This is a genomic window from Frankia sp. CeCAU1, assembly GCF_977971845.1.
Window position 1 is genome coordinate 12,108 of record NZ_CDWWXA010000046.1, and the last position, 22,411, is coordinate 34,518.

The 22,411-nt window shown below is 67.9% G+C and carries 21 protein-coding genes and 1 pseudogene; 12 read left to right on the plus strand and 10 right to left on the minus strand.

Annotation, left to right across the window (positions count from 1 at the left end):
• The first annotated feature begins 258 nt into the window (after window positions 1–258).
• Together AC08OO_RS10685 and AC08OO_RS10690 are read left to right on the plus strand one after the other, a co-directional pair.
• A complete protein-coding gene (locus AC08OO_RS10685; protein ID WP_476610203.1) occupies window positions 259–681 on the plus strand; it encodes an enolase C-terminal domain-like protein in 423 nt (140 codons plus the stop codon).
• A 38-nt stretch (window positions 682–719) separates the two neighbouring features.
• Window positions 720–1,763 (plus strand): S1C family serine protease, encoded by a 1,044-nt coding sequence (locus AC08OO_RS10690; protein ID WP_476610202.1) that lies wholly within the window; start codon window positions 720–722, stop codon window positions 1,761–1,763.
• A gap of 108 nt (window positions 1,764–1,871) precedes the next feature.
• On the opposite strand, the gene AC08OO_RS10695 is transcribed toward AC08OO_RS10690, so the two are convergent.
• The gene (locus tag AC08OO_RS10695) at window positions 1,872–4,016 is read right to left on the minus strand and encodes an ATP-binding SpoIIE family protein phosphatase (protein WP_476610201.1); all 2,145 of its coding nucleotides are present in this window, start codon (window positions 4,014–4,016) and stop codon (window positions 1,872–1,874) included.
• Between the two features lie 159 nt (window positions 4,017–4,175).
• Window positions 4,176–6,389 carry an outer membrane protein assembly factor BamB family protein gene (locus AC08OO_RS10700; protein WP_476618467.1) on the minus strand — a complete coding sequence of 738 codons (2,214 nt, stop codon included), beginning with the start codon at window positions 6,387–6,389 and terminating at the stop codon, window positions 4,176–4,178.
• 247 nt (window positions 6,390–6,636) lie between these two features.
• Between AC08OO_RS10700 and AC08OO_RS10705 the strand changes: the two genes are divergently transcribed.
• The 6 genes from AC08OO_RS10705 to AC08OO_RS10730 all read left to right on the plus strand — a co-directional run bounded on the left by AC08OO_RS10705 (window position 6,637) and on the right by AC08OO_RS10730 (window position 11,109).
• Window positions 6,637–7,809, plus strand: coding sequence for a cobalamin-independent methionine synthase II family protein (locus AC08OO_RS10705; protein WP_476610198.1), 1,173 nt, complete (start codon window positions 6,637–6,639; stop codon window positions 7,807–7,809).
• Entirely contained in the window at window positions 7,806–8,276 is a 471-nt protein-coding gene (locus AC08OO_RS10710) for a 2-oxoglutarate and iron-dependent oxygenase domain-containing protein (RefSeq protein ID WP_476610197.1), read from the plus strand. The genes AC08OO_RS10705 and AC08OO_RS10710 overlap by 4 nt, the downstream gene beginning before the upstream one ends.
• Window positions 8,277–8,861, plus strand: a complete 585-nt coding sequence (locus tag AC08OO_RS10715; RefSeq protein WP_476610196.1) for a 2OG-Fe(II) oxygenase family protein — start codon at window positions 8,277–8,279, stop codon at window positions 8,859–8,861.
• A 110-nt stretch (window positions 8,862–8,971) separates the two neighbouring features.
• Window positions 8,972–9,637, plus strand: a complete 666-nt coding sequence (locus AC08OO_RS10720; protein WP_011436424.1) for a GPR1/FUN34/YaaH family transporter — start codon at window positions 8,972–8,974, stop codon at window positions 9,635–9,637.
• A gap of 93 nt (window positions 9,638–9,730) precedes the next feature.
• Window positions 9,731–10,510 carry a phytanoyl-CoA dioxygenase family protein gene (locus tag AC08OO_RS10725; RefSeq protein ID WP_476610195.1) on the plus strand — a complete coding sequence of 260 codons (780 nt, stop codon included), beginning with the start codon at window positions 9,731–9,733 and terminating at the stop codon, window positions 10,508–10,510.
• Complete coding sequence (locus AC08OO_RS10730) at window positions 10,507–11,109, plus strand: phosphonate degradation HD-domain oxygenase (RefSeq protein WP_476610194.1); 603 nt, start codon at window positions 10,507–10,509, stop codon at window positions 11,107–11,109. The genes AC08OO_RS10725 and AC08OO_RS10730 overlap by 4 nt, the downstream gene beginning before the upstream one ends.
• A gap of 413 nt (window positions 11,110–11,522) precedes the next feature.
• Here AC08OO_RS10730 and AC08OO_RS10735 read toward each other — a convergent pair whose 3' ends face one another.
• The gene (locus AC08OO_RS10735) at window positions 11,523–12,536 is read right to left on the minus strand and encodes a GlxA family transcriptional regulator (RefSeq protein WP_476610193.1); all 1,014 of its coding nucleotides are present in this window, start codon (window positions 12,534–12,536) and stop codon (window positions 11,523–11,525) included.
• Window positions 12,537–12,637: 101 nt separating this feature from the next.
• Here AC08OO_RS10735 and AC08OO_RS10740 point away from each other — a divergent pair, with 101 nt between their 5' ends.
• Window positions 12,638–13,939 (plus strand): MFS transporter, encoded by a 1,302-nt coding sequence (locus AC08OO_RS10740; protein WP_476610192.1) that lies wholly within the window; start codon window positions 12,638–12,640, stop codon window positions 13,937–13,939.
• Between the two features lie 42 nt (window positions 13,940–13,981).
• Here AC08OO_RS10740 and AC08OO_RS10745 read toward each other — a convergent pair whose 3' ends face one another.
• From AC08OO_RS10745 to AC08OO_RS10765, 5 genes are all read right to left on the minus strand, one after another.
• The gene (locus AC08OO_RS10745) at window positions 13,982–14,149 is read right to left on the minus strand and encodes a hypothetical protein (protein ID WP_476610191.1); all 168 of its coding nucleotides are present in this window, start codon (window positions 14,147–14,149) and stop codon (window positions 13,982–13,984) included.
• A gap of 70 nt (window positions 14,150–14,219) precedes the next feature.
• On the minus strand, window positions 14,220–15,449 hold the full coding sequence (locus AC08OO_RS10750) for an O-succinylhomoserine sulfhydrylase (RefSeq protein WP_476610190.1): 1,230 nt from the start codon (window positions 15,447–15,449) through the stop codon (window positions 14,220–14,222).
• Window positions 15,446–16,168: a TenA family transcriptional regulator gene (locus AC08OO_RS10755; protein WP_476610189.1), complete on the minus strand. Its 723-nt coding sequence runs from the start codon at window positions 16,166–16,168 to the stop codon at window positions 15,446–15,448. Before AC08OO_RS10755 ends, AC08OO_RS10750 begins: the two co-directional genes overlap by 4 nt.
• Window positions 16,165–16,716, minus strand: a complete 552-nt coding sequence (locus AC08OO_RS10760) for an N-acetyltransferase (protein ID WP_023841229.1) — start codon at window positions 16,714–16,716, stop codon at window positions 16,165–16,167. Before AC08OO_RS10760 ends, AC08OO_RS10755 begins: the two co-directional genes overlap by 4 nt.
• Window positions 16,691–17,731, minus strand: coding sequence for a homoserine O-acetyltransferase/O-succinyltransferase family protein (locus AC08OO_RS10765; RefSeq protein WP_476610188.1), 1,041 nt, complete (start codon window positions 17,729–17,731; stop codon window positions 16,691–16,693). The genes AC08OO_RS10760 and AC08OO_RS10765 overlap by 26 nt, the downstream gene beginning before the upstream one ends.
• 161 nt (window positions 17,732–17,892) lie before the next feature.
• Here AC08OO_RS10765 and AC08OO_RS10770 point away from each other — a divergent pair, with 161 nt between their 5' ends.
• Both AC08OO_RS10770 and AC08OO_RS10775 read left to right on the plus strand, forming a co-directional pair.
• Window positions 17,893–18,267 (plus strand): transposase, encoded by a 375-nt coding sequence (locus AC08OO_RS10770; RefSeq protein WP_476610187.1) that lies wholly within the window; start codon window positions 17,893–17,895, stop codon window positions 18,265–18,267.
• A 778-nt stretch (window positions 18,268–19,045) separates the two neighbouring features.
• A pseudogene (locus AC08OO_RS10775) lies at window positions 19,046–19,285 on the plus strand (DDE-type integrase/transposase/recombinase); the annotation flags it as partial.
• A gap of 40 nt (window positions 19,286–19,325) precedes the next feature.
• Here the strand turns inward: AC08OO_RS10775 and AC08OO_RS10780 are convergent.
• Window positions 19,326–20,660 (minus strand): MFS transporter, encoded by a 1,335-nt coding sequence (locus tag AC08OO_RS10780; protein ID WP_476618469.1) that lies wholly within the window; start codon window positions 20,658–20,660, stop codon window positions 19,326–19,328.
• 31 nt (window positions 20,661–20,691) lie between these two features.
• Between AC08OO_RS10780 and AC08OO_RS10785 the strand changes: the two genes are divergently transcribed.
• Window positions 20,692–22,197, plus strand: coding sequence for a recombinase family protein (locus tag AC08OO_RS10785; RefSeq protein WP_011438526.1), 1,506 nt, complete (start codon window positions 20,692–20,694; stop codon window positions 22,195–22,197).
• Here the strand turns inward: AC08OO_RS10785 and AC08OO_RS10790 are convergent.
• The coding region (locus tag AC08OO_RS10790) for a hypothetical protein (protein WP_476618468.1) at window positions 22,194–22,411 on the minus strand (218 nt) is incomplete at its 5' end. The two genes, AC08OO_RS10785 and AC08OO_RS10790, sit on opposite strands and share 4 nt — an antisense overlap.

Genomic DNA, 22,411 nt, shown 5'->3' on the forward strand with positions numbered 1-22,411 from the left:
CGAGCCTGGCGGATCTTCCGTGGCCACGGAAGCCAACCTCGCCCACCCCGTCCCGGGGCAGCAGCCTGGGCGACCGGGCAGGCGTGGCGGGCCGCGGTTTCGGGGAGACAGCAGGCATGCCAGCGGTTGAGAGCGTGGAGGTCGCCGCCTACCTGGTGCCGACCGAGCAGCCCGAGTCGGACGGGACGCTGGAGTGGGGTTCCGTCACCCTGGTGGTGGTGGCGGTCCGGGCCGGCGGCGGGTATCCCGCGGGTGAAGATGAAGGTCGGCCGGGACCCGGCGGCGGACCGGAAGCGGGTGGCTGTGGCCCGGCGGGCAGTCGGATCCGACGTCGAGCTCTATGTGGACGCGAACGGGGCGTACAGCCGCAAGCAGGCGTTGATGCTGGCGGAGATCTTCGCGGAGCAGGATGTGCGCTGGTTCGAGGAGCCGGTCAGCTCCGACGACCTGGAGGGGTTGCGGCTGCTGCGGGACCGCGGCCCGGCGGGGATGGACATCGCGGCCGGCGAGTACGGCTACACGTTGTCCGGTCTGGAACGGCTGCTGGCCGCGGGCGCTGTCGACTGCCTGCAGGTGGACGTCACCCGCTGCGGCGGCGTCAGCGGGTTCCTGCGGGCGGCGGCGCTGTGCGACGCGCGGGGGATCGACCTGTCCGCCCGCTGTGTGTTCGGGCTGTTCTGATGGGCATGGCAGGAGCTTCTGGCGGGTATGGCAGGAGCGTGAGCCGGTTGACCGGCTGGATCAGTGGGATCGTCGCCGCTGCCGTGATGCTGGTGGGCGCCACCGGCTGCGGTACTGGCGGCGGGCCCGGCTCGCCGACGGCGGACCGGGCCGCCGCCGCGGACAGAGCCGGGCTCGGCGCCGTTGCGGGCATCGTCTCCGACGTCGAGCCGTCCGTTGTCACCATCCTGGTCGGGAACGAGCTGGGCAGCGGCATCGTCTACCGCGCCGACGGTGTCATCGTCACCAACCAGCATGTGATTGCCCAGGCATCCGGTGGAAAGGCCGAGGTGGCCTTCGCCGACGGCCGCCGGGTGGCCGGTCGGGTACAGGCCGCCGATGAGATCAGCGACATCGCCGTGGTGAAGGTGAACCGGACCGGCCTACCCGCCGCGACGTTCCGTAAGGACCTGCCCCAGGTGGGCGAGTTGGCGGTGGCGATCGGCAGCCCGCTGGGATTCGAGAACAGCGTCACCGCCGGGATCATCTCCGGCGTGAACCGGAACCTTCCCGTCTCCGGTCAGCAGGGTGGGCAGGGGCGGCCGCTGGTGGACCTTATCCAGACCGATGCGGCGATCTCGCCCGGTAACTCCGGCGGGGCGCTGCTGGACAGCCAGGGCCGGGTCGTGGGCATCAACGAGGCCTACATCCCACCGTCGACCGGAGCCTCGTCGCTGGGCTTCGCGATACCGTCCGCGACCGCGGTTGACGCCGTTGAGCAGTTGCTGCGCACCGGGACCGTGAAGCACGCCTTCGTTGGCGTCCAGCTCGCCACCCTCACCTCGGCGATCGCTGAGCGGCTCGGACTGGACGTGCGTGTCGGGGCGCTCGTGCTGGCCGTCGTGCGCGGCGGGCCCGCGGGCAAGGCAGGTGTTCTACCCGGTGATGTCATCCGTAGCTTTAACGGCAAGTCGGTCGCCTCCGCCGGGGAGTTCTCCGCCAGGCTGCGCGAGGTATCCCCGGGTGACATGGTGACGCTAGGCGTCCACCGAGACGGCAGGGACCACACAGTGCAGGTCAGGGTGTCCGACCGGCCCGGCTGAGAGCTTCGCCGCTGATGCGGCGTCCCACCTCGGGGCTCGGCCCGGGGCTTCCGAGGATGCATCGACGCGCCGTCACGCGCCTGGGGACAGCGGGTTCGTGGACGAGATCTAGGTGAAGATTTCCGGGCCGGTGTCAGTGCCGGTGTCGAGTTGGCACCAGACCGTCTTGCCGGAGTGGGTAGGGCGGGTGCCCCACCGGGCAGCGAGTGCATCGACGAGGATCAGGCCACGACCGTGTTCTTCCTGCTCGTTGGGGTGGAGGACACGGGGGAGGTGACTGTCGCTGTCGGAGACCTCGATGTAGAGGGCCGTCGGGACGCTGCGGAGCACGAGTTCGCCGGGGACTCGGGAATAGCGGATCGCATTGGTGACGATCTCGCTCACCAGTAGTTCCGCGGTCTCGATGGTTTCGGGCTGCTGCCAGCGACGCAGCGCGGCGTTGACGGCGTGGCGAGCCTGTCCGACGGCCCTGAGGTCGAGGGTGAGAGGGATGGTAAGGGTGCGAGTGTTGATGGCCGCGGCGGCCCGGACGAGCAGGAGCGCCACGTCGTCGTCTCGATTGGCCTGATCGACCAGGCGCATCAGCCGGTCGGCGGTGGCGTCCGCGGTGCCGGCGTCCGCGAGAGCGTGCTGTAGCCGGCCGATTCCCTGGAAGATATCGATATCGCGTGACTCGACGAGGCCGTCGGTGTAAAGCGCGAGCGTCGCCCCGACGGGGAACGGGTAGCAGGTCTGGACGAAAACTTGCCCGCCGATACCGAGAAACGCGCCGCCCCCGCCGGTCAGGAGGCGGACCCGGCCATCGGGATCACGCAGGGCGGGAGGGGGGTGGCCGGCGTTGGCGAGGACTATCGTCGCGGTGGTGGGCTCAAAGATCGCGTAGACGCAGCTCGCCAAGGCACCGTCAGGCCCTGCCCCGATGGTCTGGGCAAGGTTGTCCAGGTGGGTGAGTACGTCGTCGGCGGGCAGATCGAGTGAGGCGAACGCCCGGCTGGCGGTGCGGAGTTGACCCATGACGGCGGCGGCGGTCACACCGCGGCCGGCCACGTCTCCGATGACGAGAGCTACCCGACCCGCCGAGAGCGGGATGAGGTCGAACCAGTCCCCGCCCACCTCGGCGTCGATCGGCGGACCCGGCTCGGCGCAGGGCGACCGGCCGGGAAGGGAGCCCGGCTCGTACCGCCAGGCGATGTCCATTCCGGCCACGGCCGGGATGTCGGGTGCAAGCAGGCTGCGCTGCAGCGTGACAGAAACCTCCCGCTCGCGAGCGTACGCGCGGGCATTGGCGATGGCGGCTGAGATACGTCCACCAAGGTTGGCGGCCATCTCGACGTCGTCGTCGGTGTAGATACGCCCGGAAACGCCGACATGTACAACCATGACCCCATGAAAGTAGCGCCCCACCAGCAGGGGCACCGCGATCCCCCAACGCAGCAGCAGCCGCCGGAAGTAGTCGAGGAATCCAGGGGTCTGATATCCGCTGATCAACGATTCATCGTCGGCCGCGTGGTGAAACGGGCGACCCGACGCAAAGGCTTGGTAGATCGGAGAGTTTCGGTGGCAGTAAAGGATCTCTCCGGCGGCTGAGAACGGGATGTCGCAACTTTGCAAGGGCGGACCGGAAACGCGTGTTTTTATGGCGCGCCGCAATTCCAACAGCTCCGGTCTGGCGTCTGCGTCAAGGGGTTCGTCGAGCAGGTACACGCTGCAGGTGTCGGCGAATTCCGGTACCATAAAATCGGCTGTACTCGCCAGTGTGGCGTCCAGTTCCAGGGATCGCCCGACGAGTGTGCTCGCCCGGGTGAGCAGCCGCAGTCGCCGCTCTGCTTCCGCATGCTTCCGCTCGGCACGGCGCTGATCCGTCACATCGACCAGCGTCACGCCAACCGCCGCGGGCACCCCCTCACGGTCCCGGAGCGGAAAGTGCGAAAAGCGCCAGGTGCGTTCCTCCTGCGGGAAAGCCACGCTCCTACCGATGATCTCCGTGTCTTCAACTGATTCACCGCTGGCCAGGACCCACCGGGCAAGCTTCCACACCCGCGGGTCCATATCCGGCAGCAGCTCGGGGATGGATGTTCCCGCCAGTTGCTCGGGAGACAGGCCGTATATTTCCCGAAAGGACCGGTTGCTCCGTCGCACCCGCAGATCCGGATCGATAACTACCATCGCCGTCGGACTGAAATCGATCAGTTGCGTGCCCAGTAGCGAATCGAACCCGGCATCCAGTGCGTAGTCCGACGAAACGTCCGACAAGGTTCTCCTCGGCTCAGGCGTCATTAAATCACATCCCCCTGTGTGGAATGATCATCTCCTGGTCTAATACCCAGGAACTTAGGATCAAATCAGGCCTGGGACTACGGTGGGTGGCGGTCCCGCGGGTAGGTGCCAGAATTCGGTTGCGGATGGCGCTGGTCATGAGGCAGACCGCGATGCCGGACCGGCAAGCATGGGGCGGGTTGCGGTGGCGTTGATGTCGAGCAGGTGAACGACCGCGTCGGTGCTGAGCACGGCGAGGGTGTTCGATCCGAGCAGGACAGGCTGGGTGGTGACGGTCGCCGCGACGTCGCCGACCAGCAGCGGACCAGCGGGGCTGTCCAGTTGCCAGATACTGCCATCGAGCAGCACGATCATCGGTCCGAGTGGGGTATGGACGGCAGTGGTGGGCGCGCCGGTACCAGTGGACCGGTAGGGACCGTAGGCGGGGCGCAGCCCGTGCAGGTGCTGGCGGTCGAGGATGCCGCCGTGATCCGGGTCGAGCCGGTGCGCGATGCCGTCGCCGGTGACGAGCACGATTGCCTCGTCGGTGACCAGGGGAGCGGCTGTGGAGAAGCGGCCGGTCAGGGTGGTGCGCCACCGGGTCTGGCCGGTGGAGAGGTTCAGCCGCTCGAGGGTGGGTCCGGCGGTACGGAGCAGCAGCGCATCGGTCCCGTCAATGGCGACCAGCGAGCTGGAGGGCGGTGGTGTGCCGGGCGGATCGGTCCAGGCGATGGTGCCGTCGCGCAGGTCCAGGGCGGTCAGGCCCGGGATGGGGCCGCCGAGGGGCAGCACGGCCAAGCGGTCGGTGGCCAGACCGGTTCCGTAGGTGAGCAGGGTGTCGACCTGGCCGAGCTGGTCGCGGTGCCAGGCGATATCCCCGGTGTCGAGGTCCAGGCAGGTGACGCCGCCGACGTCACCGACGATCAGCCGGCCCGCCGGGGTGAGGACGGGGGTGGCTAGCAGCCGGCGTCGCTGCCGGTGTGGGAGGTGTCGGGTCCAATGGGGTGCGCCGGTGGCTGGGGCGAGCGCGGTGAGGGTGCCCGCATGGCTGCACGCCAGGATCTGGTCATGGCCGGCGAGAACGCCGGTGATGGGGTCGTCTGCGGCGCGCACCGTCCACAGCACGTCGACTCGGCTGTCGTTACTGCCGGTGTTGGAGGGGTGTAGGCGGGTCAGGTGTCCTGCGCCGTGGGCGTCGGTGCTCGGTGCGATGACGGTGCCGGCGATGGTCGCGAGGGTGCCCAGATGTTGATGGGCGCCGATCGAGTGGCTGGTGGTGCGGTGCGAGGTCGGGGCATCGGCGCGAGACGTGGTCGGTGACCGTGGCGGTTTCGGTAGCGCCGGGATCGTGTCGTGCCGTAGACCCATAGTTCTCAGGCCGGGGGTGAGGGTGATGAGGCGGAGCTGCGGTGGTGACCAGTCCAGTCCGCCGAAGCTGGCTGCGGGCGTGCTGAGCAGGTGACAGCCGCCGACGTTGCGCTGCGCGTCGGCATGCCAATGTCCCGACAGGACGGCGAGGAGGCTGTCGGGTGCGGCACTGTAGCGGATCAGTTCGAGTGTGTCGTGGTCGGGCTGGTCGTGGGTGAGCACGACGACTGGCAGCCCGGGGGTTCGGGTGGCGAGATCGGTGATTATGAAGCGTCGCTGATCGGTGTCATCGATCGCGCACCAGGCGCTGAACCAGTCCAGGGCGAGGAGGTGCACGCCGGCCAGGTCAGCTGACCACCAGCGCGGGCCCATGGCCTGCTCGTAGCGGGTGAGGGTAGCCGCGCCGAGAAACCCGCCACCGTGGGGGGTATCGCTGGGGTGGGGTTGGTGGCGGTGGCCGTAATGGTCGTGGTTACCCGGCACGATCTCTACCGGCAGCGGCGCTGCGGCGAGGGAGTCGAGTACGCGCCTGAACTCTTCGGGTGTGCCGTGGTCGGTGAGGTCACCGGTGATCACGGCGAATGCCGCGCCGTGGTCGGCTGCGGTCCGCAGCGTGTGGTGCAGGCCGCTGGTGGTGTCCGTCTGGTCGCCGTAGCGGGCGGCGAGCTCGACCGCCTGGGACGGGTCGCCGTCGATCGCGCTGACATGCGTGTCCGTGATGTGCGCGAATCGCAGCTCCCCTGAGGGAGCCGAGGGTGGTTGTGGATCGCTGCCGGCGCGGCTTGGGTGCAGCTGAAACAGCATCGGCTCCCCCGCTGCCGGGTGCTGCCACCAGCGGCCCGTCCAGCCGTTGGGGCGCCGGGCCCAGACCGGGCGCCCCGGCACGGTGCGGAGGCTGAACGAGCCGTCGTCGCGAGTGAACGTCCAGGTCCGCCCGTCGCTTACCGCGATCCCTGCGAGCGCGTTGCCGTGGATGGTGAGCACGGCGCCGATGATCTGCATGCCTGAGTCTAGCCTCCGACAATAGATCATTTACAACCCTTCGCATCATTATGTATGTAATTTCCTTACGGAAGTAAGATGTTGTTTAGATAAAGTTTCCCTTGGCCTGTCAGTGTCACCGCCATGACCCCACCCGGCCTCGCGCTGCCACCGCAGTCACAGGGGGCGGCCTCGACGAGGCTGTCCGGGTGGCCGGTGCTGTCCGGAACCGTCTGTACCGCTTAGTCCACTTGATGGAGGAACTGTCATGAAACTCAGCAGCGACCGCATCCTGACCACGCACACCGGCAGCCTGCCCCGACCGGCCGGGCTGGCCGAGCTGATCCGGGCCCGGGAACAGGAGACCCTCTCGGTCGCGGACGCCGAGTACCTGCCCGAGCGGATCGCGGACGCGGTTGGCGTGGTCGTCGACCATCAGGCGCAGGTCGGGCTGGACGTGATCAGCGATGGCGAAATGAGCAAGATCGGGTACGCCACCTACGTCAAAGAACGCCTCACCGGTTTCGACGTGGACGTTGCCGTTCCCGAGGGCGGCGGCCTGTCGATCGCTGATCTGGACGACTACCCTGGCATGGCCGAACGTTCCCTGGCCGGCTTGGAGACCGCGACACCGACCTGTACCGGTCCGATCAGCTACACCGGCACCGCCTTGCTCGATACCGATCTGGCCAACTTCGCAGCCGGCGTCAGCTCAATCTCGGCAGGATCGGGTCAGCCGACCGAGCGGTTCATGAATGCCGCGTCACCTGGAGTTATCGCGCTCTATCTTCCGAACCAGTTCTATGCCAGCTTGGATGAGTACCTGTTCGCGTTGGCCGAAGGAATGAGGGCCGAGTACGAGGCGATCACCGCAGCCGGGCTGGTCCTGCAGATCGACGCCCCGGATCTGGCGATGGGTCGGCACATCCAGTACGCGCACCTGTCCGAGCAGGGATTCCTGGACCGGCTGCGCGTGCACGTTGAGGCGATCAACCACGCGCTACGCAATATCGACCCGGCGAGGGTGCGGGTGCACCTGTGCTGGGGCAACTACCAGGGCCCGCACCACAAGGACGTCGGCCTGGACGTCATCCTGGACGCGATCATTCAGCTCAAGGCTGATGGGCTGGTGTTCGAGGCCGCCAATCACCGCCACGCACATGAATGGCAGGTGCTGGCCGACGCGAAGATTCCCGAGCAGAAGGTCCTCATCCCGGGTGTCATCGACACCTCCAGCGTCTACGTCGAACACCCCGAACTCATCGCCCAGCGCATCACCCGCTTCGCCGACATCGTCGGCCGCGAGCGCGTCATCCCCGGAACCGACTGCGGCTTCGCGTCCTTCGCCACCTTCCTCGCCGTCGACGAGAGCCTGGCCTGGGCGAAACTCGAATCCCTCACCGCCGGCGCTCGACTGGCCAGCGATCGACTGTGGTCATGACCAGCACCACCCCGACCCACAGTACGACCGAGCACGACGCGGCGCTGCCGGTGCTCGACCTGCGCGAGTTCGACCCTGGCACTGATCCCGCGGTGCGCAGCCGGTTCCTTGAGCGACTGCGCGAGACCTGCCATGACGTGGGTTTCTTCTACCTGGTGGGGCACGGCATCGATGACACCCTGTTCCGGGAGGTCGAGGAGGTCACCCGAGCGTTCTTCGCTCTGCCCGAAGCCGATCGAATGGCGATCGCGATGACCCGGTCGCCACACTTCCGTGGCTACACCCCACTGGGTGGTGAACTCACGAACGGTCGGGCCGACCGGCGCGAGGAGATCGATCTCGGCCCGGAACGCCCCACCCCGGTACTGACGGCTGCCGATCCGCCATGGCGGCGACTGCTCGGTCCGAACCAGTGGCCAGTCGCAATACCGCAGTTCCGCGCCACGATGTTCACCTGGCACGAGTAGATGGACACCGTCGGGAACCGCCTGCTGCGTGCCCTCGCGACCAGCCTCGGCCAACCTGACGACCGGTTCGACAGCTGGGTCGACCCAGACCCCGAGGCCACCATCAAAGCCATCCACTACCCTCCGTCCGGACCTGGCGGCGATCATCAAGGCGTTGGCACCCACCGGGACTTCGGGCTGCTCACCTTCGTCCTGCAAGACGCCGTCGGTGGACTGCAGGTGGAGCGCGACGGATGCTTCTTCGAGGTCCCGCACCTGCCCGGCGCCCTGGTCGTCAATCTCGGCGAAATGCTGCAGCTCGCCACCCACGGCTACCTCAAGGCCACCGTCCACCGCGTCATCAGCCCATCCGCTGGCGTGCGGCGATTCTCGGTCATCTACTTCTTCAACCCGCGCCTGGACGCCACCCTCACTCCCATCGACCTGCCCGCCGAACTTGCCGCCCAGGCAACGGGCGGACACAGCGCTGACCCGGACAACCCCATCCTCGCTACCTACGGCGAGAACATCCTCAAGGTGCGGCTGCGTGCCCACGCCGACGTCGCGCAACTCCACCACGCAGATTTGCTCGCCGCCGAGAGCTGACCTGATCCACCGGCACACCGCAACCCGCCTTCGTGCTGGCCCGCGCGCCCCGCGCGCCCCACGGTTCCCCCGCGCGCCCAGTCATCCCCTGAACAGAAAGGCGATCCGCCATGACCGTTGATGCCCCGCCCGCATCGGTGGCAACGCATGTACCGCTACTGACCGAGGCCGAAACCCCGCCCGACCCACCGGTCACGAACCCGCTGCGAGGCAACCCCGGCATCGTCGGCATCCCGATTACCATCGCTGGCGCGCTCGGACTCGGCCTGGTCGACGCCGGCTACGTGCCCGCCGAGGCCGCCGCCGCCGGCATCCCGACCATCCTCGCCGCAACCTCGATCGGGCTGCTGCTGGCTACCGTCTGGGCCGCCGCGCTCGGGCAAAATGCCTCGGCTAGCCTGTTCGCCGTTTTTTTCGGCTTCTACGCCAGCTACGCCGCACTCGCCCTCGGACTCGGGCACAACTGGTACGGCATCCCCGATGCCCAGATCGTGCACACGCAAGCCATCTGGCTGATCTGCTGGCTGGTCACCATTGCCATGCTCACTCTGGTTACCATACGGCTACCTTGGAGCTTCACCCTGCTCCTCGGCCTGGTCGACGTCGCCCTCGTCCTGCTGCTCGTCGGCACCCTGGAGGCCAACACCACCTTCATCCATCTCGGCGGGTACGTGGTCTTCGCCTTCGTTGCCGTCGCCGTCTACCTGTATGTCGATCTTATGTGGAGCGAGACCGGTGGCCGTGGACTTCCTCTCGGTAAGCCTCTCGTATCTTGACTCGGTCACTGTAACAAAGTTGCATCGCAGCGTGTATTCATGATACAAGAGTTACACAGACGTTCTGGTTGACCGGCTCCTCGGAGGCTCACGTTGCTGACCGATTCCCTTGACCTCACGACCTGGCAGGCCAGTGGCGTTCTTCTCATGGACGGCTTCCTTGGCCCGGAGCGCCTGCGGGAGGTGCGACGCTGGGTCGATGAGATCGAGGCCCTGCCGGGCAGCGAGGACGGTCTGCTGCAGTACGACGAGACCACCGGGGACGGGTTCTCGGTGCGGTGCCGCACCGAGAACATCGTGCCCTTCCATGACGGCATGCGTGCCCTGCTCACCCGGGGCACGCTGCTCGACATTGCCAGCATGTTGCTCGGCGAGCCCGCCGTCCTCTACAAAGAAAAGATCAACTATAAGGAACCCGGCGGCGCCGGGTTCGCCCCACACCAGGACGCGCCCGCCTACCCCTTTGTCCGGTCCACCATCACCTGCATGATCGCTATCGACGATTCCACCACCGACAATGGCTGCCTGGACGTCGTCGAAGGCATGCACCACGAGCCGCTCCCCACCGACGATGTCGGCTGCATCCCCGCCAGTCTCGCCGAGACCCTCCTCTGGAAACCCGTTCCAGTCCGCGCTGGGTCGTTGCTCTGGTTCAACTGGTACGTCCCGCACCGCTCCGGAGTCAACACCTCACCACATCGTCGCCGGGCCATCTACCTCACCTACAACGCAGCCTCCGACGGTGACCACCGCCACCACTACTACCAGGAAAAGCAGCACCGCCTAGCCGCCGGCACCGACCGAATCAGCCTCATCGGCCACTTCACCGGCGACAGCCACGTCAGCGCCCGGGGCACCAAGGAATCTGCATGAATACCGACCGGCTCCTCCACGGCACCTTCACTGGCGCGGACGAGTTCTGCGATGAACTGTTCGCCTACCTCACCGCCGTTGGCCAAAGTCAATACGACGAAACCGTCACCCAACTCGAACACGCCCGGCAAACCGCCGCCCTCGCCGAAGCCGACGGCTATGACCAGGCCGCGCAGGTCGCCGCGCTGCTGCACGATATCGGCCATCTCCTCCTCGACGAACACGACGCGCACCACAATTTCCTCGCCGAAGACCTCCATCACGAAATCGTCGGAGCACGCTACCTGACCCGATGGTTCGGCCCCGATACCGGCACTCCGGTCGCGCTGCACGTCAAAGCCAAGCGCTATCTCGTGGCCACCGACCCCGCCTACGCCAACAGCCTGTCCGTAGCCTCCACCCGAAGCCTACGCGTCCAAGGCGGCCCGATGACTGGCAGAGAAGTCGATGCCTTCCTTTGTCTGCCACATGCCGACCTCGCCATCGCGTTGCGTCGATGGGACGACAACGCCAAGCGAGCCGGCGTCGCGGTACCGGAACTTGACCATTGGCGTCCGGCTGTCTGCCGGCTGGTCAATGAGGCTTCCGCAGTGGTTTGACAGGCGGGTATGGCCCCTGACCGCCCGTCATCCGTGAAGGCGAGGAACGCGTACTGTTCTGTGCGGGTCAGGCCCGTGCCGCGGGCGATACTCGTGCCCGCCGACGCGGAAGTCCAGCTCGTGATGGGCTGTCCCCGGCTCGTTGGGTAGATGGAACCAGCGCTTTCGTATTGCGAAGTCAGCGAAATCGGCGAAGACATGACTTGGCGCTGCCGCCAGGTGCGGGCCAGGGTGAACAACCCGTGAATGAGGGTGAGCCTGCCGCCGTTGATACGGTGTCGCTGTCCGCTTCGCCGGTGAACTCGGCACGGGTCGCGCCAAAGTCGGCGCACACGCCGCGCATCGTCCGTTCGCAGGCGTCGAGCATCGCCTCATCGAACACGCCACGCCGGTACTTCGTCTGGACCCGGCTGTTACGGGGCGAGTTCGTCGGCACGCCCACTCGCTCGGCGCGGGCGGCCCTGGTAGGAGGCGCGGTAGGCGGACGGCGTGTTGGCGGCGTCGCGGGCGAGGTGGATCCGCAGGTTGGCGGCGGTCCCCAGTCCGCAACGGGCGGCGATCCGATCCACCGGCAGGTCGGTCACCTCGAGCAGCAGCCGCGCCTCGGCGATCCGGTGGGCGAGCAGCCACTGCCTGGGCGTGACGCCGTACTCGGCGATGAAGCGCCGGGCGAACGTGCGCGTCGCGTAGCCAGCGTGGCCGGCGAGATCAGCGACGGACAGCGGCTCGGCGAGCCGTTCCAGCGCCCAGTCGCAGGTCGCGGCCAGCCTGCCAGGACCGCCAGAGCCGGGCTTTGGACCGGGCACCGGGCGGCGTAACAGCTGGGCTTGGCCGCCGGCGCGATGGGGCGCCACCACCAGTCGGCGGGCGACGCGGGTGGCGACGGCACTGCCGAGGTCGCGCCGCAGTATGTGCAGACACAGGTCGATCCCCGCGCACACTCCGGCGCTGGTGAGGATCCGCTCCCCGTCGACGTAGAGAACGTTCGGGTCCACCTGCACCGTCGGATGGCGGGCGGCGAGGTCGCCCGCGTCCTCCCAGTGGGTGGTGGCCCGCTGACCGTCGAGTAGCCCGGCGGCAGCGAGGGCGAACGCTCCGGTACACACCGACATCAGTCTGACGCCGCGGTCGGCAGCCGCGCGCAGCGCGTCGAGCACCCCTGGTGCGGGTGTGACCAGTGGGGCGTACCCGGGGACGACGACGGTGTCAGCGGCATCCAGCGCGGCGAGCCCGTGCGCCACCTCCAAGGCGAAGCCGGTGGTGGTGGGCAGCGAGCCAGGCTGCTCCGTGCACAGCGTGAACGTGTAATGCTCGGCCAGGTCCGGGTGGCCGAACACCTGGGCCGGGATCGCGAGGTCCATCGCGACGGTGGCCGGGACCGCGAGGGCCACCACGGCGTGGCGAGTGGCCGTTTCCTTATGCAGCACGGCAGAACAGCCTATTCCGCTGCGCACTCGGCGCCCGGCACTCTGGCCTCGTGTCCAGCAAGCCGCTGCCCCGCCGGGCCGACCCGAAGGATGCGGACCCGATGACGACTCGAGACGCCGCCGACGCACCTGGAGTCGCGTCCCCTGCTGGTCGTAGCCGGCGGAACACGGCGCTGATCTTCGCCGCGACGCTCGCGTTCACGCTGTCGCTGGCCGGGTCGGCGTTGAAGAACACGATTCAAGTGGACTTCTCGCCGATCGCAGTGGACCTTGGTGTCAGCCGCGGGACGTTCGCCTGGTCGACGACGGTCTTCGCTGTGGTCATCGCGGTGGCGAGCCCGGTCGTCGGGGTGCTGGCCGATCGGTTCGGCGGCGCGGCCGTGCTGGTCAGCGGAACGGTGCTCGCCGGTGCCGCCTTCCTGATCTGCGCGGCGGCGCCGGGGGTGTCGCTGTTCGCGTCCGTCTACGGCGTGCTCGGCGCCTTCGCCTTCACGATGCTCTCGTACGTTCCGTTGGGGAAGCTTGCCAGCGAGCTGTTCACCGCCCGCGGGGAGGGCCTGGCGTACGCGGTCATGACGAACGGCCCGGCTGTCGGGTTCATCGTGCTGGTGCCGCTGTGGGTGTGGCTCGGCGCGTTCGCGTCCTGGCGGGCCGTCTTCGTCGTCGCCGGTCTGTCGATGCTCCTCGTGCTGACCCCACTTGCGCTGCTGCTGTATCGGCTGTCCGGTCAGGAGGAGCCGGCGCCTACGGCGACGCCGGGCACACCCGGGACCGCGGACGACGCGCGGCTCGGCTTCGGGGACCGGTTGCGGCTGGCAGCCGCCAACCCTGTGTTCCTGGCGCTGACCGTCGCGTTCACCGGCTGTGGGATCACGATGGCGTTTGTCGACGTTCACCTGGTCACCGACCTGGACGAACATGGCATGAGCCCGGGTGTCGTCAGTGGCACCCTCGCCCTGCTGGGCGTCTTCGAGATCCTTGGCTCACTGGCCGCCGGCCGAATGTGTGACCGGGGCCGGGTCCGGCAGACCCTGCTTGTCGGTTACGCGCTGCGCGGCGGGGCGATGGTGCTCGTCGCCTTCGACGCGACCGTAACCGCCTCGCTGGCCTTCGGGGTCATCTTCGGGGCGAGCTATCTGGCGACGGTGGTCGCGACCACGCTGTGGATTGGCCGGGTGCTGCCCGAGGGCGCCCGGGCCACCGGCCTCGGTCTGCTGTGGACGCTGCACAGCATCGGCGCCGCTCTCTCCAGCCAGCTGGGCGCGCTGGTCGCCGACTCGTACAACTCCTACGCGCAGGTCGCGATGGGCGAGGCGCTGCTGGTCGGGGTGTCGTTCCTGCTGATCGCCCGGCTGCCCGCGCCACGCCCGGCGGCCGTCCCCGCCGGCGCTTCCCGGCAATGAGCGGTCTGCGTGGCACCCTGTCGAGCCCTGGAAAAACCGGGATCACACGCCGTGGCGTTTCGGGCCGGGCCGCCGACTTATGGTCTCCAGCAACACCCGCTTCCCCGGCGTCAGCATGATCGGGAATCGGTGGCCGGCGAGCCGGGCAAGCACTGCGGCCAGCTTCGTCACGGCGTTGTCCGGGGCGCCGGCGGACCAGGTAGCCGGCACCGAGGGCTCCGCGCACCGAGTACCTGCTCATCGAACTGGCCTGGCGCCTGCGGGGCTGTCGGCTGCGGGTTCATCGGGCGCGGGGCCCGGCAGGCCTGGTCGCTGCGAACGCCCGGGCCAGATCGGCGACGATGTCCTCGACGTCCTCCAGACCGACCGATAGGCGCAGCAGGCCGTCGGTGACGCCGGCGGAGTCGCGCTGTGCCGGCGTGAGCCGGCCGTGGGTGGTGCTTGCCGGATGGGTGATCATCGATTTGGTGTCCCCGATGTTTGTCGTGTTCGACACGAGCTCAAGCCGGTCGACAAACGACCAGCTGGCCTGCTGGCCGCCGTACAGCTCGAAGCTGATCACTCCGCCGTGCCCGGACTGTTGGGCGGCTACCAGCTCCCGCTGCGGGTGATCCGCGCTGCCGGTGTAGTGCACCGCCCGTACGTCCGGTTGGTCGGCTAGCCAGGCAGCCACCACCGCCGTGTTGGCGTCGTGCGCCCGCATCCGCACCGGCAGCGTCTCCAGACTCTTCAGGAAGATCCACGCGTTGAACGGGCTGAGGCTCGGGCCCGCGGTGCGCAGCACACCGTGCAACTCGGAGATCAGGCCCGCGCGGCCGGCGACAACGCCGCCGCCGCAGCGGCCCTGGCCGTCGATGTACTTGCCGGCGGAGTGCAGAACGAGGTCTGCGCCAAACACGATCGGTTGCTGGAACACCGGGGTGCACAGGGTGTTGTCGACCAGCAGCAGCGCGCCGGCGGCATGTGCGAGCTCTGCGAGGTATCTGATGTCGGCCACGGCCATTACCGGGTTCGTGGGGCTCTCAACGACGAGCATCCTGGTCTGCGCACGCATTGCGCGCGCCCAGGCGGCCGGGTCGGTCACCGGAACGACGGTCGTCGTGACGCCGAACCGGTCCAGATAGTGAGCATAGAGCCGGGTCGTGGTGCCGAAGACACCCTCCGCAAGCAGGACATGGTCCCCGCCGCGCAGCAGCCCGAGCGACACCGCCAAGAACGCGGCCATCCCGGACGCGGTCGCTACGGCGGACTCGGCACCCTCCAGCCGCGCGACGCGCTCCTCGAACGCGCGCACCGTCGGGTTCGTGAACCGGACGTAGACGTTGCCGGGGCGCCGCTGCGCGAACTTCTCCGCCGCGTCGTGCGAGTCGTCGAACAGGTAGCTCGACGTGAGTACCAGCGCCTCGCTGTGCTGGTCGTCAACGGACTGGCGATGGCCGGCACGCACCGCCTCCGTCGCCAGTCCGCGGCGGGTGCCGGAGGCCGTACGGTTGGAGGACGGAGGCGTCATGCGGGCAGCAGCCGTCCCGCCAGGTATTCCTGGTGGATGCCCTCGTACATGCCGTAGAACAGCTCGCAGGTATGCGCTACGGCGTAGAGCGCCTCCTGCTGCATCTGCTCCGTCGTGCACAGGTCTGCGACGAGGTCGAGGCCCTGCTGAGTGTGGGTGATGTCCTCGACCTGGTGCACCGAGAAGAACAGCAGGTCCCTCGGCTCGAGCCCGTACACCCGACCGAACAGGATGTCGCGGCTCTCGCTGCCTAGCTTCTCCAGGTTCTGCCCCTCGCTCGCTATGGTGACCGCGGCGGCACCGACGTGGTAGCGATCCGGATCCTTCACCGCCGCGAGCCGGTAGTCGATCAGCTCCTGGGTCGTCGGCAGCGCGACGGCGGCATCCCGGGTCTCGTCGTCGATCCCGATCGCCAGCAGGAAGTCCTGCATCAGCTTGACGTGGTTCCGCGTCTTCGAGATCCGCCCGGTCTCCTCCTCGTAGAGGTTGTGCAGCAGGCGCCGCTTGTGCCGGGGGAGCGGGCAGTAGAAGAACAGGTGCTCGACGTAGGTAAGGAAGTGCTTGGTGAGCTGGTAGCCCTGTAGCGCTACCTGCTGGAGGAAACGCGGCTGAGGGTTGTCCGCGTCCAGTAGAAGCCCGAACACCGGGTGGGCGATGGTGAGGTGCTGGTGCAGGGTCTCCTCCAGGGACGCCCTGAACCTGTCCCGCGGGAGCGTCATCGGCTCGTCCTCTCTGCGATGGCGGCTTGTGGGGTGGTGTGGCGGCGAGTGGGATCGGCACGACGGGCCAGCCGGTCGGCAGTGACGGCCTGTAGCTCGGATACGGCGTGGGTCATGTAAAGGCCGCGGTGGCTGATGCCCCGCACTCGGCTGTAGTCGTCCAGCACGCCGTAGGTGGTGAACCCGAAGCCGCTCCAGACCCGGTGGGCTGGGGAGCCTTCGCGGACGTCGATGAGAACGCGCTCCACCCCGACGTCGGCGAGTCGCTCGCAGACGGCGAACACGAGCTCGATCACCGCACCGGTGCGACGGATCCGGGGACGCAGGTATGCCTTGCTGACCTCGCTGAGATGCCGGCAGTTCGGCATCGAGTTCAGGGCGACGACGCACATCGCGCAGACGCCCTCGTCGTCCTGGCCGAGCAGGACGAGCGCTTCGCCTGTGCCGACCCGGCGGGCGAGGTCCTCCGCGAAGCCCACGCCCTGGGCCGGCGTGACCGGCTCGGTGAAGCCGAGGATGCCGTCATCGATCACGCTCGCGGCCAGCATCGAGGCGAGGTCCGTACTGTACGGACGAACATCCGTTGGCCAGGACCAGGTCATCCTGGTGCCGTCCGGCGGCTGGTCGGGTAGGTGGGTCATCGATCCTCCCGGTGGATCCGTCGGCGACCCTGCGGATCCAGTTCGCGGTCATGGCGGTCGCCTCCGCGGTCCACCGCCGGGCGACGTCAGGCAGCGGCCCGACAGCGGGCAGCTGTGTGGCCAGCGTGGGAGAGCGCTGGCTGCGGGCGCGCCGGGCGAACGCGGCGAGCCGCCGGCTTGCGGTATCGGCCAGGTAGCCCTCCGGGATCGGCGGGTACGGCGCGTCAGGGTCCGTGAGGAAGACCCGGACGTCGCGGCGGTACTCCCGCAGCAGCATGTCGGGTAGGTACTCCGGGTGACCTTGGACGAAGACCTGACGGACCCCGTCCTGACTGGTCGCTACCGCCCAGTCAGAGCCACCGGTAAGCAGCTCCAGGCGCACGCCGCAGGCGACGAGTTCGTCACGGTCCACAGTGTTCCATCGGGAATGCGGCATGGTGACGACGTCGGGCAGCCCGACGGTGAGCGGGCCGCGTCGTGCGACGGTCTGATGGTCGAGCACGCCGACCCTCTTGTGTGCCAGTCGACGGCGCTGCACGCCGCACATCTGGTGGAGGGCTAAATGCGCAGACAGACAGGAGAACACAGTGAAGAAATTCCGTCTCCGGCTGAGGTCGAGAATCCTCTCGATCACCGGATAGCCCGGGTCCTTCTCTGGGTGGGAATTCTGTGGCTGTGCGCCGGTCACCACCAGAGCATCGAATGATGCTATTCGCTGCCAATCGCTTCGTGACCCCGGAAGATGGGGATGGCTGGTCGTCGGGTCGAGGTCCACCACATCGACGTGGACTGCCACTCTGGCGCTGTTCGCCGCGTTTCTTATCAGCCGGTCGAACTGCTGCCCTCCTGTTCCTCGGCCGGTGGCCGCCATGAGGTCAACGACTCCGACACGGAGGGATCCATGAGGTGGCTTCTCCGGCATCTTTCCTTCCCCTGTTCGACCGCAAGAACAGCCCCGCGCCGCTGCTCGCGGCCAGCTGTCGACGTGTCAGCTGGTTGATATAAACATTGCGTGCCGCGCGGTCCTCGCCGCACATCATGACGCACGCATGATGAGAGATGCCATGATCGTTTCCGTCGAACATGTCACCCCACTCACGATGTGGATGGGCGCACCGGCTCTTCACGCGGGCGGCCTGGTCGCGCGACCGGGTCGGCCTGGCACTCGCCCGCGTCGTCGTCGACCGGCTGCTCCCGGCCGGGCCGCTGACTGTCGTGGTCGATGACACCCTGTTCCACCGGGCGGGGAAGAAGGTGTGGGCCGCCGGCTGGTTCCACGACGGCTCCGCGAAGGGGCAACCGGCAGGTCGGCTTTGGCGACAACTGGGTCATCGTCGGCCTCGTCTTCTCTTGATCACTTGTTGGCTCCCGCGACCCCAGTCGGCCGCCGCGACACCGATCGCCCCAGTTCCGCGTGCGCGCGTAGTTGATATCGATTTCAGGATCAACCTTCCGTAAACAGAAATGACCGGCACGCGTCTCGCTATGGTCGACCCGTTTTCGATCATCTGCGACTCGATCGACGCCAAGACAAAGATCGACGAAGGTGGATGAAGTGAACGATAGGCAAAATCAAGATCTGTTAATTAGGTGGCACTAGTGGAGGTCTGCGGTCCAAATTTCCCTCTTGCTCCACAATGGGGAGCCTACACCCGGCCTTCATGGACTCTCAAGCCCTTTGGCTGAAGGTGCGGAAATTTGTTGGCAAGCAGTCCGGGCGGTCGCGGTAGGGACCGTCCTTGCCCTCTCCGCCGGGGTTGAGTGAGACACCCTCGTGGGTGTGAGCTGGCTACGGAGGGCGTGATCGGAGCTCCATGATGTTCATGGAGCCTGAGTCGCAGGAGGCTCCGGCCGGGTCACCGCAGGCGCGGGACCCGGCGCCGCGTCCGTCGCGGCGGGTGTTCAGCACGGCGTACAAGCTGCGGATCGTCGCGGAGTACGAGAACGCCCCGCACGGCGAGAAGGGTGCGATCCTGCGCCGGGAGGGTTTGTTCTCCTCGCATGTGGTGGAGCGGACCCGGGCACGTGACGCGGGGGCGCTGGGAAGAGCAGGCGTCCCGGCCCGCGCTCCGGGGAAGAATCCGGGGAAGTCGGCGGAACAGATCGAGTTGGAGCGTCTGCGCCGCGAGAACGAACGGTTGAAAGCGAAACTTGCGACGGCAGAAACCGCGCTGGATTTTATGGGAAAAGCACGCGCTCTCTCTTGCGGCAGGTCTCCGAGAGAGCGGACTCCGAGTACCGGATCGTCCGGGCGGCGGGGCAGACCAGGGAACGCCGTGCGCAGGCGACCCACCCGCCACGGGTCCGCCCCGAGCTGTCCGCGACCGGACCGTCACAGGTCTGGTCGCGGGATATCACCGCGTTGAAAGGACCCGAGAAAGGCGTCTGGTACCGGCTGTACGTCATCATCGATATCTACTCCCGGTATGTGACCGGCTGGCTTGTCGCTGCCGCCGAGGACGCGGTGGTAGCGAAGGATTTCCTTCTACCCCGTCCCCGACGGCTGGCCCCGGCGGTTACTGCCCCGCGGCCGGCACCCCCGCCGGCTGCGTCGGGTCGTCGGTCTCGGCTGGGTGGGCGTCGGCGGTCCGTGCGCTGTCGGCGGTCCGCGACTGGCCGGGCGGGCGCAGGACGAACAGGGCGACGAGGACGGCCGCGGCGACCAGGGCCGCGCTCACCGCGTAGGCGAGGTGGAACCCGCCGGTGAGGGCGGTGGTGGTGCTCCTGCCGTGGTCGAGCAGCGAGTCGGTGCGGGAGGCGGCAAGGGTGGCCAGGACCGCGGTGCCGAGCGCGGCGCCGATCTGCTGGGTGGTGTTGGCCACCCCGGATGCGACGCCGGCCTCGGCGGGGTCGGAGACCGCCATCGCCTGGCCGATCAGTGCGGGCATCGCCGCGCCGAAACCGATACCCAGCAGGACGAACACCGGGGCGATGTCGCTCGCGTAGCTGCCGTCAGCCGGTAGCCGGGCCAACAGTAGGAGCGCCGCGGCGACCAGCAGCAGCCCGACGACGATCACCGGCCTGGGGCCGAACCGGGTGTTCAGCGGCGACGCGAGGCCCAGCGAGACGGCCGCGATGGTCAGCGGGGCCGGCAGGAACGCCAGCCCGGTGCGCAGCGCGTTGTAGCCGAGCACGTCCTGCAGGTACAGGGCGGTGCAGAACTGGTAGCCGAACAGGCCGGCCACCATCAGGGTCAGGATGATGTTCGCTCCCCCGACCGCGCGGGAGCGGAAGATGCGCAGCGGCAGCAGTGGCTTGGCCGCTCTGGCCTGGCGGCCCACGAAGGCGGCGAGCAGGAGCAGCGAGGCGGCGAGCGACCCCAGCGTCCCGCCGTCGCTCCAGCCGTCCGCCCCGCCCCGGACGACGGTGTAGACGCCGAGCATCAGCCCGGCGGTCACCAGCCCGGCGCCGAGAACGTCCGCGCTCTCGCGCAGCCCGAGCCCGGCGATCGGGGGCAGCACCCACAGGGCGAGCACCACCGCGAGGACACCCAGCGGCACGTTGACGTAGAAGACCCACGGCCAGCTGAGACTCTTGGTCAGCACGCCGCCGAGGATGAGCCCGATCGATGAGCCGGCCGCGGCGACGAAGGCGTAGCAGGCCAGTGCCTTGGCCCGCTCCCGGCTGTCAGGGAAGATCGTGACTATCATGCCGAGTGCCACCGCGGAGGCCAGCGCCCCCCCGGCGCCCTGCAGGAAGCGGAACGTGATCAGGAGGCCGCCGGTGTTGGCCAGGCCGCAGGCCAGCGAGGCTGCCGTGAACAGGCCGAGCCCCCCGATGAAGACGGGCCGGCCGCCCAGCAGGTCACCCAGCCGCCCGGACAGCAGCAGCAGGCCAGCAAAGGCGATCAGGTACGTGTGTAGTACGTCGTAGCATCATCGTATGGAATTTCCTTCGTTGCTCCCCTTGCCCGAATGGCCCGATGCCGAGCCGGCCCTGTGGTACGGCCGGATGTCCGATGTCGACAATGACGCACGTATCCCGGACCAGTTCGCCCGAGGTCAGCGTTACGCGCGGCTGACGGGTGAGTACTGGATAGCCCGGGCGTGGGCCGATGACGGGATTTCCGCCTGGCGTGAGGATGTGGTCCGGCCGGAGTTCGAAGGATTCCTTACGACGCTACGAACGGGGAAGCACCGGGTCGTGGTGGCGTGGGAGGAGAGCCGGATTACCCGTGACCCAGTGGTCGGCGCGGAGTTCGGCAAGATCATGCAGCGGGTCAGCGGCCGACTAATCGTCACTGATGGTGAGAAGGCCACGACCTACGACTTCCGCAGGCAGCGGGACCGCGATGCCTGGCATGGCGCGGTCGGGAAGTCGGTCAGCGATTCCGGGCTGAAGTCGGAGCTGGTAAAGCGGAAGTTGGATGCCAAGCGGGAGGCCCGGGAGTTCCTTGGTGGCCCGGTCGGCTTCGGCTGGTCTCAGACGATCAGCCGGAAGGGCAAGAAGATCGTGACCGAGTGGTCGGTCAACGAGGAGCAGGCCCGTTGGCTACGCGAGGCATCGCAGCGGATCCGGGAAGGTGAAGCCGTACTCAAGGTCGCGGACGACTTCTATGACCGTGGTCTACGCATTCCGCACCGGCGGACCAGGCCCGACGACACCATGAAGACCGGCACCCTGACACGGGCCAGTCTGACAGCGATGCTGCGTAACCCGCGCATCGCTGGACTGTTCGCAACGGGAAACGTCCACCGCGGGTGGACCGTGGTCGGTCCGATGGCGAACTTCCCTGCCATCCTCACGGAGGAGGAGTGGCGGGAGACCTGTGCGGCGTTGGAAGCCGTGAAAACCCGCAAAGGCACCGGAACGGCCGTCAAACACGTGTTCGCCGGCTACTATGTGTGCCACAAGTGCAAGCGATCATTGATCAGGAACTCTCCCCGCGCGTACGCGCTGTGGCGGCATCGTCTCGGTAAGAGCCGTGAGCATGTCGAGTGTGACCAGTCGTTCCACATCAACGCCGCCGATGCCGACGACCTGATGACCCGCCTGGTTGACGCCTACCTTGTGCGCCGGGACTGGGAGAAGGCGGGTGAGGTCGCCGACGCCGAGGAGTTGAAGGCCGAACGGACCGAGAAGGAACAGGAGCTTGCCGACCTCCCCCGCGCCATCACGGCCAAAGAGATCAGTCTGCGGTTGGGTGGCCAGGTCGAAGCCCAGATCGAGGCCCGGCTACGGGAGATCGACGCCGAGTTGGCCCGCCGGGCGCGTCTCGTGACCGTCCTGGACGGCCAGGAGGCACTACGGCTATGGCGTAACGGCACCCTGACGGAGAAACGCCGCGTCCTATCGACGATCATTGAACGGATCATCGCGATCCCCGGGAAGGATCTTCCGTTGCGTGACCGGTTGGACCCCCAGTGGCGCAATCCCAGCCCTGCCTAGCCACCGCCGTTCCGCGTGGGTTTCGGCGCGAGCGCGGTCACGATCGCCGCCGCCATCAACGCCGAGGGTTCCGGCGCCCGCGTGAGCTGAGCGGCGATCCACCGCGCGTCCGCCGCCGCCTCACCGTCCACGTCTGACACGGCAGGCTCACCGGCCGACGAGGCAGCGGCAGAACGCCCCGCCGACCGGCCACGCTGCCGACCAGGCCCAGGAT

Coding starts and splice junctions, on each gene's coding strand:
- AC08OO_RS10685 (WP_476610203.1), top strand. CDS start 259: ATGAAGGTCGGCCGGGACCCGGCGGCGGACCGGAAGCGGGTGGCTGTG.
- AC08OO_RS10700 (WP_476618467.1), bottom strand. CDS start 6,389: ATGCAGATCATCGGCGCCGTGCTCACCATCCACGGCAACGCGCTCGCA.
- AC08OO_RS10705 (WP_476610198.1), top strand. CDS start 6,637: ATGAAACTCAGCAGCGACCGCATCCTGACCACGCACACCGGCAGCCTG.
- AC08OO_RS10710 (WP_476610197.1), top strand. CDS start 7,806: ATGACCAGCACCACCCCGACCCACAGTACGACCGAGCACGACGCGGCG.
- AC08OO_RS10715 (WP_476610196.1), top strand. CDS start 8,277: ATGGACACCGTCGGGAACCGCCTGCTGCGTGCCCTCGCGACCAGCCTC.
- AC08OO_RS10720 (WP_011436424.1), top strand. CDS start 8,972: ATGACCGTTGATGCCCCGCCCGCATCGGTGGCAACGCATGTACCGCTA.
- AC08OO_RS10730 (WP_476610194.1), top strand. CDS start 10,507: ATGAATACCGACCGGCTCCTCCACGGCACCTTCACTGGCGCGGACGAG.
- AC08OO_RS10740 (WP_476610192.1), top strand. CDS start 12,638: ATGACGACTCGAGACGCCGCCGACGCACCTGGAGTCGCGTCCCCTGCT.
- AC08OO_RS10750 (WP_476610190.1), bottom strand. CDS start 15,449: ATGACGCCTCCGTCCTCCAACCGTACGGCCTCCGGCACCCGCCGCGGA.
- AC08OO_RS10755 (WP_476610189.1), bottom strand. CDS start 16,168: ATGACGCTCCCGCGGGACAGGTTCAGGGCGTCCCTGGAGGAGACCCTG.
- AC08OO_RS10760 (WP_023841229.1), bottom strand. CDS start 16,716: ATGCTGGCCGCGAGCGTGATCGATGACGGCATCCTCGGCTTCACCGAG.
- AC08OO_RS10765 (WP_476610188.1), bottom strand. CDS start 17,731: ATGCCGGAGAAGCCACCTCATGGATCCCTCCGTGTCGGAGTCGTTGAC.
- AC08OO_RS10770 (WP_476610187.1), top strand. CDS start 17,893: ATGTCACCCCACTCACGATGTGGATGGGCGCACCGGCTCTTCACGCGG.
- AC08OO_RS10785 (WP_011438526.1), top strand. CDS start 20,692: ATGGAATTTCCTTCGTTGCTCCCCTTGCCCGAATGGCCCGATGCCGAG.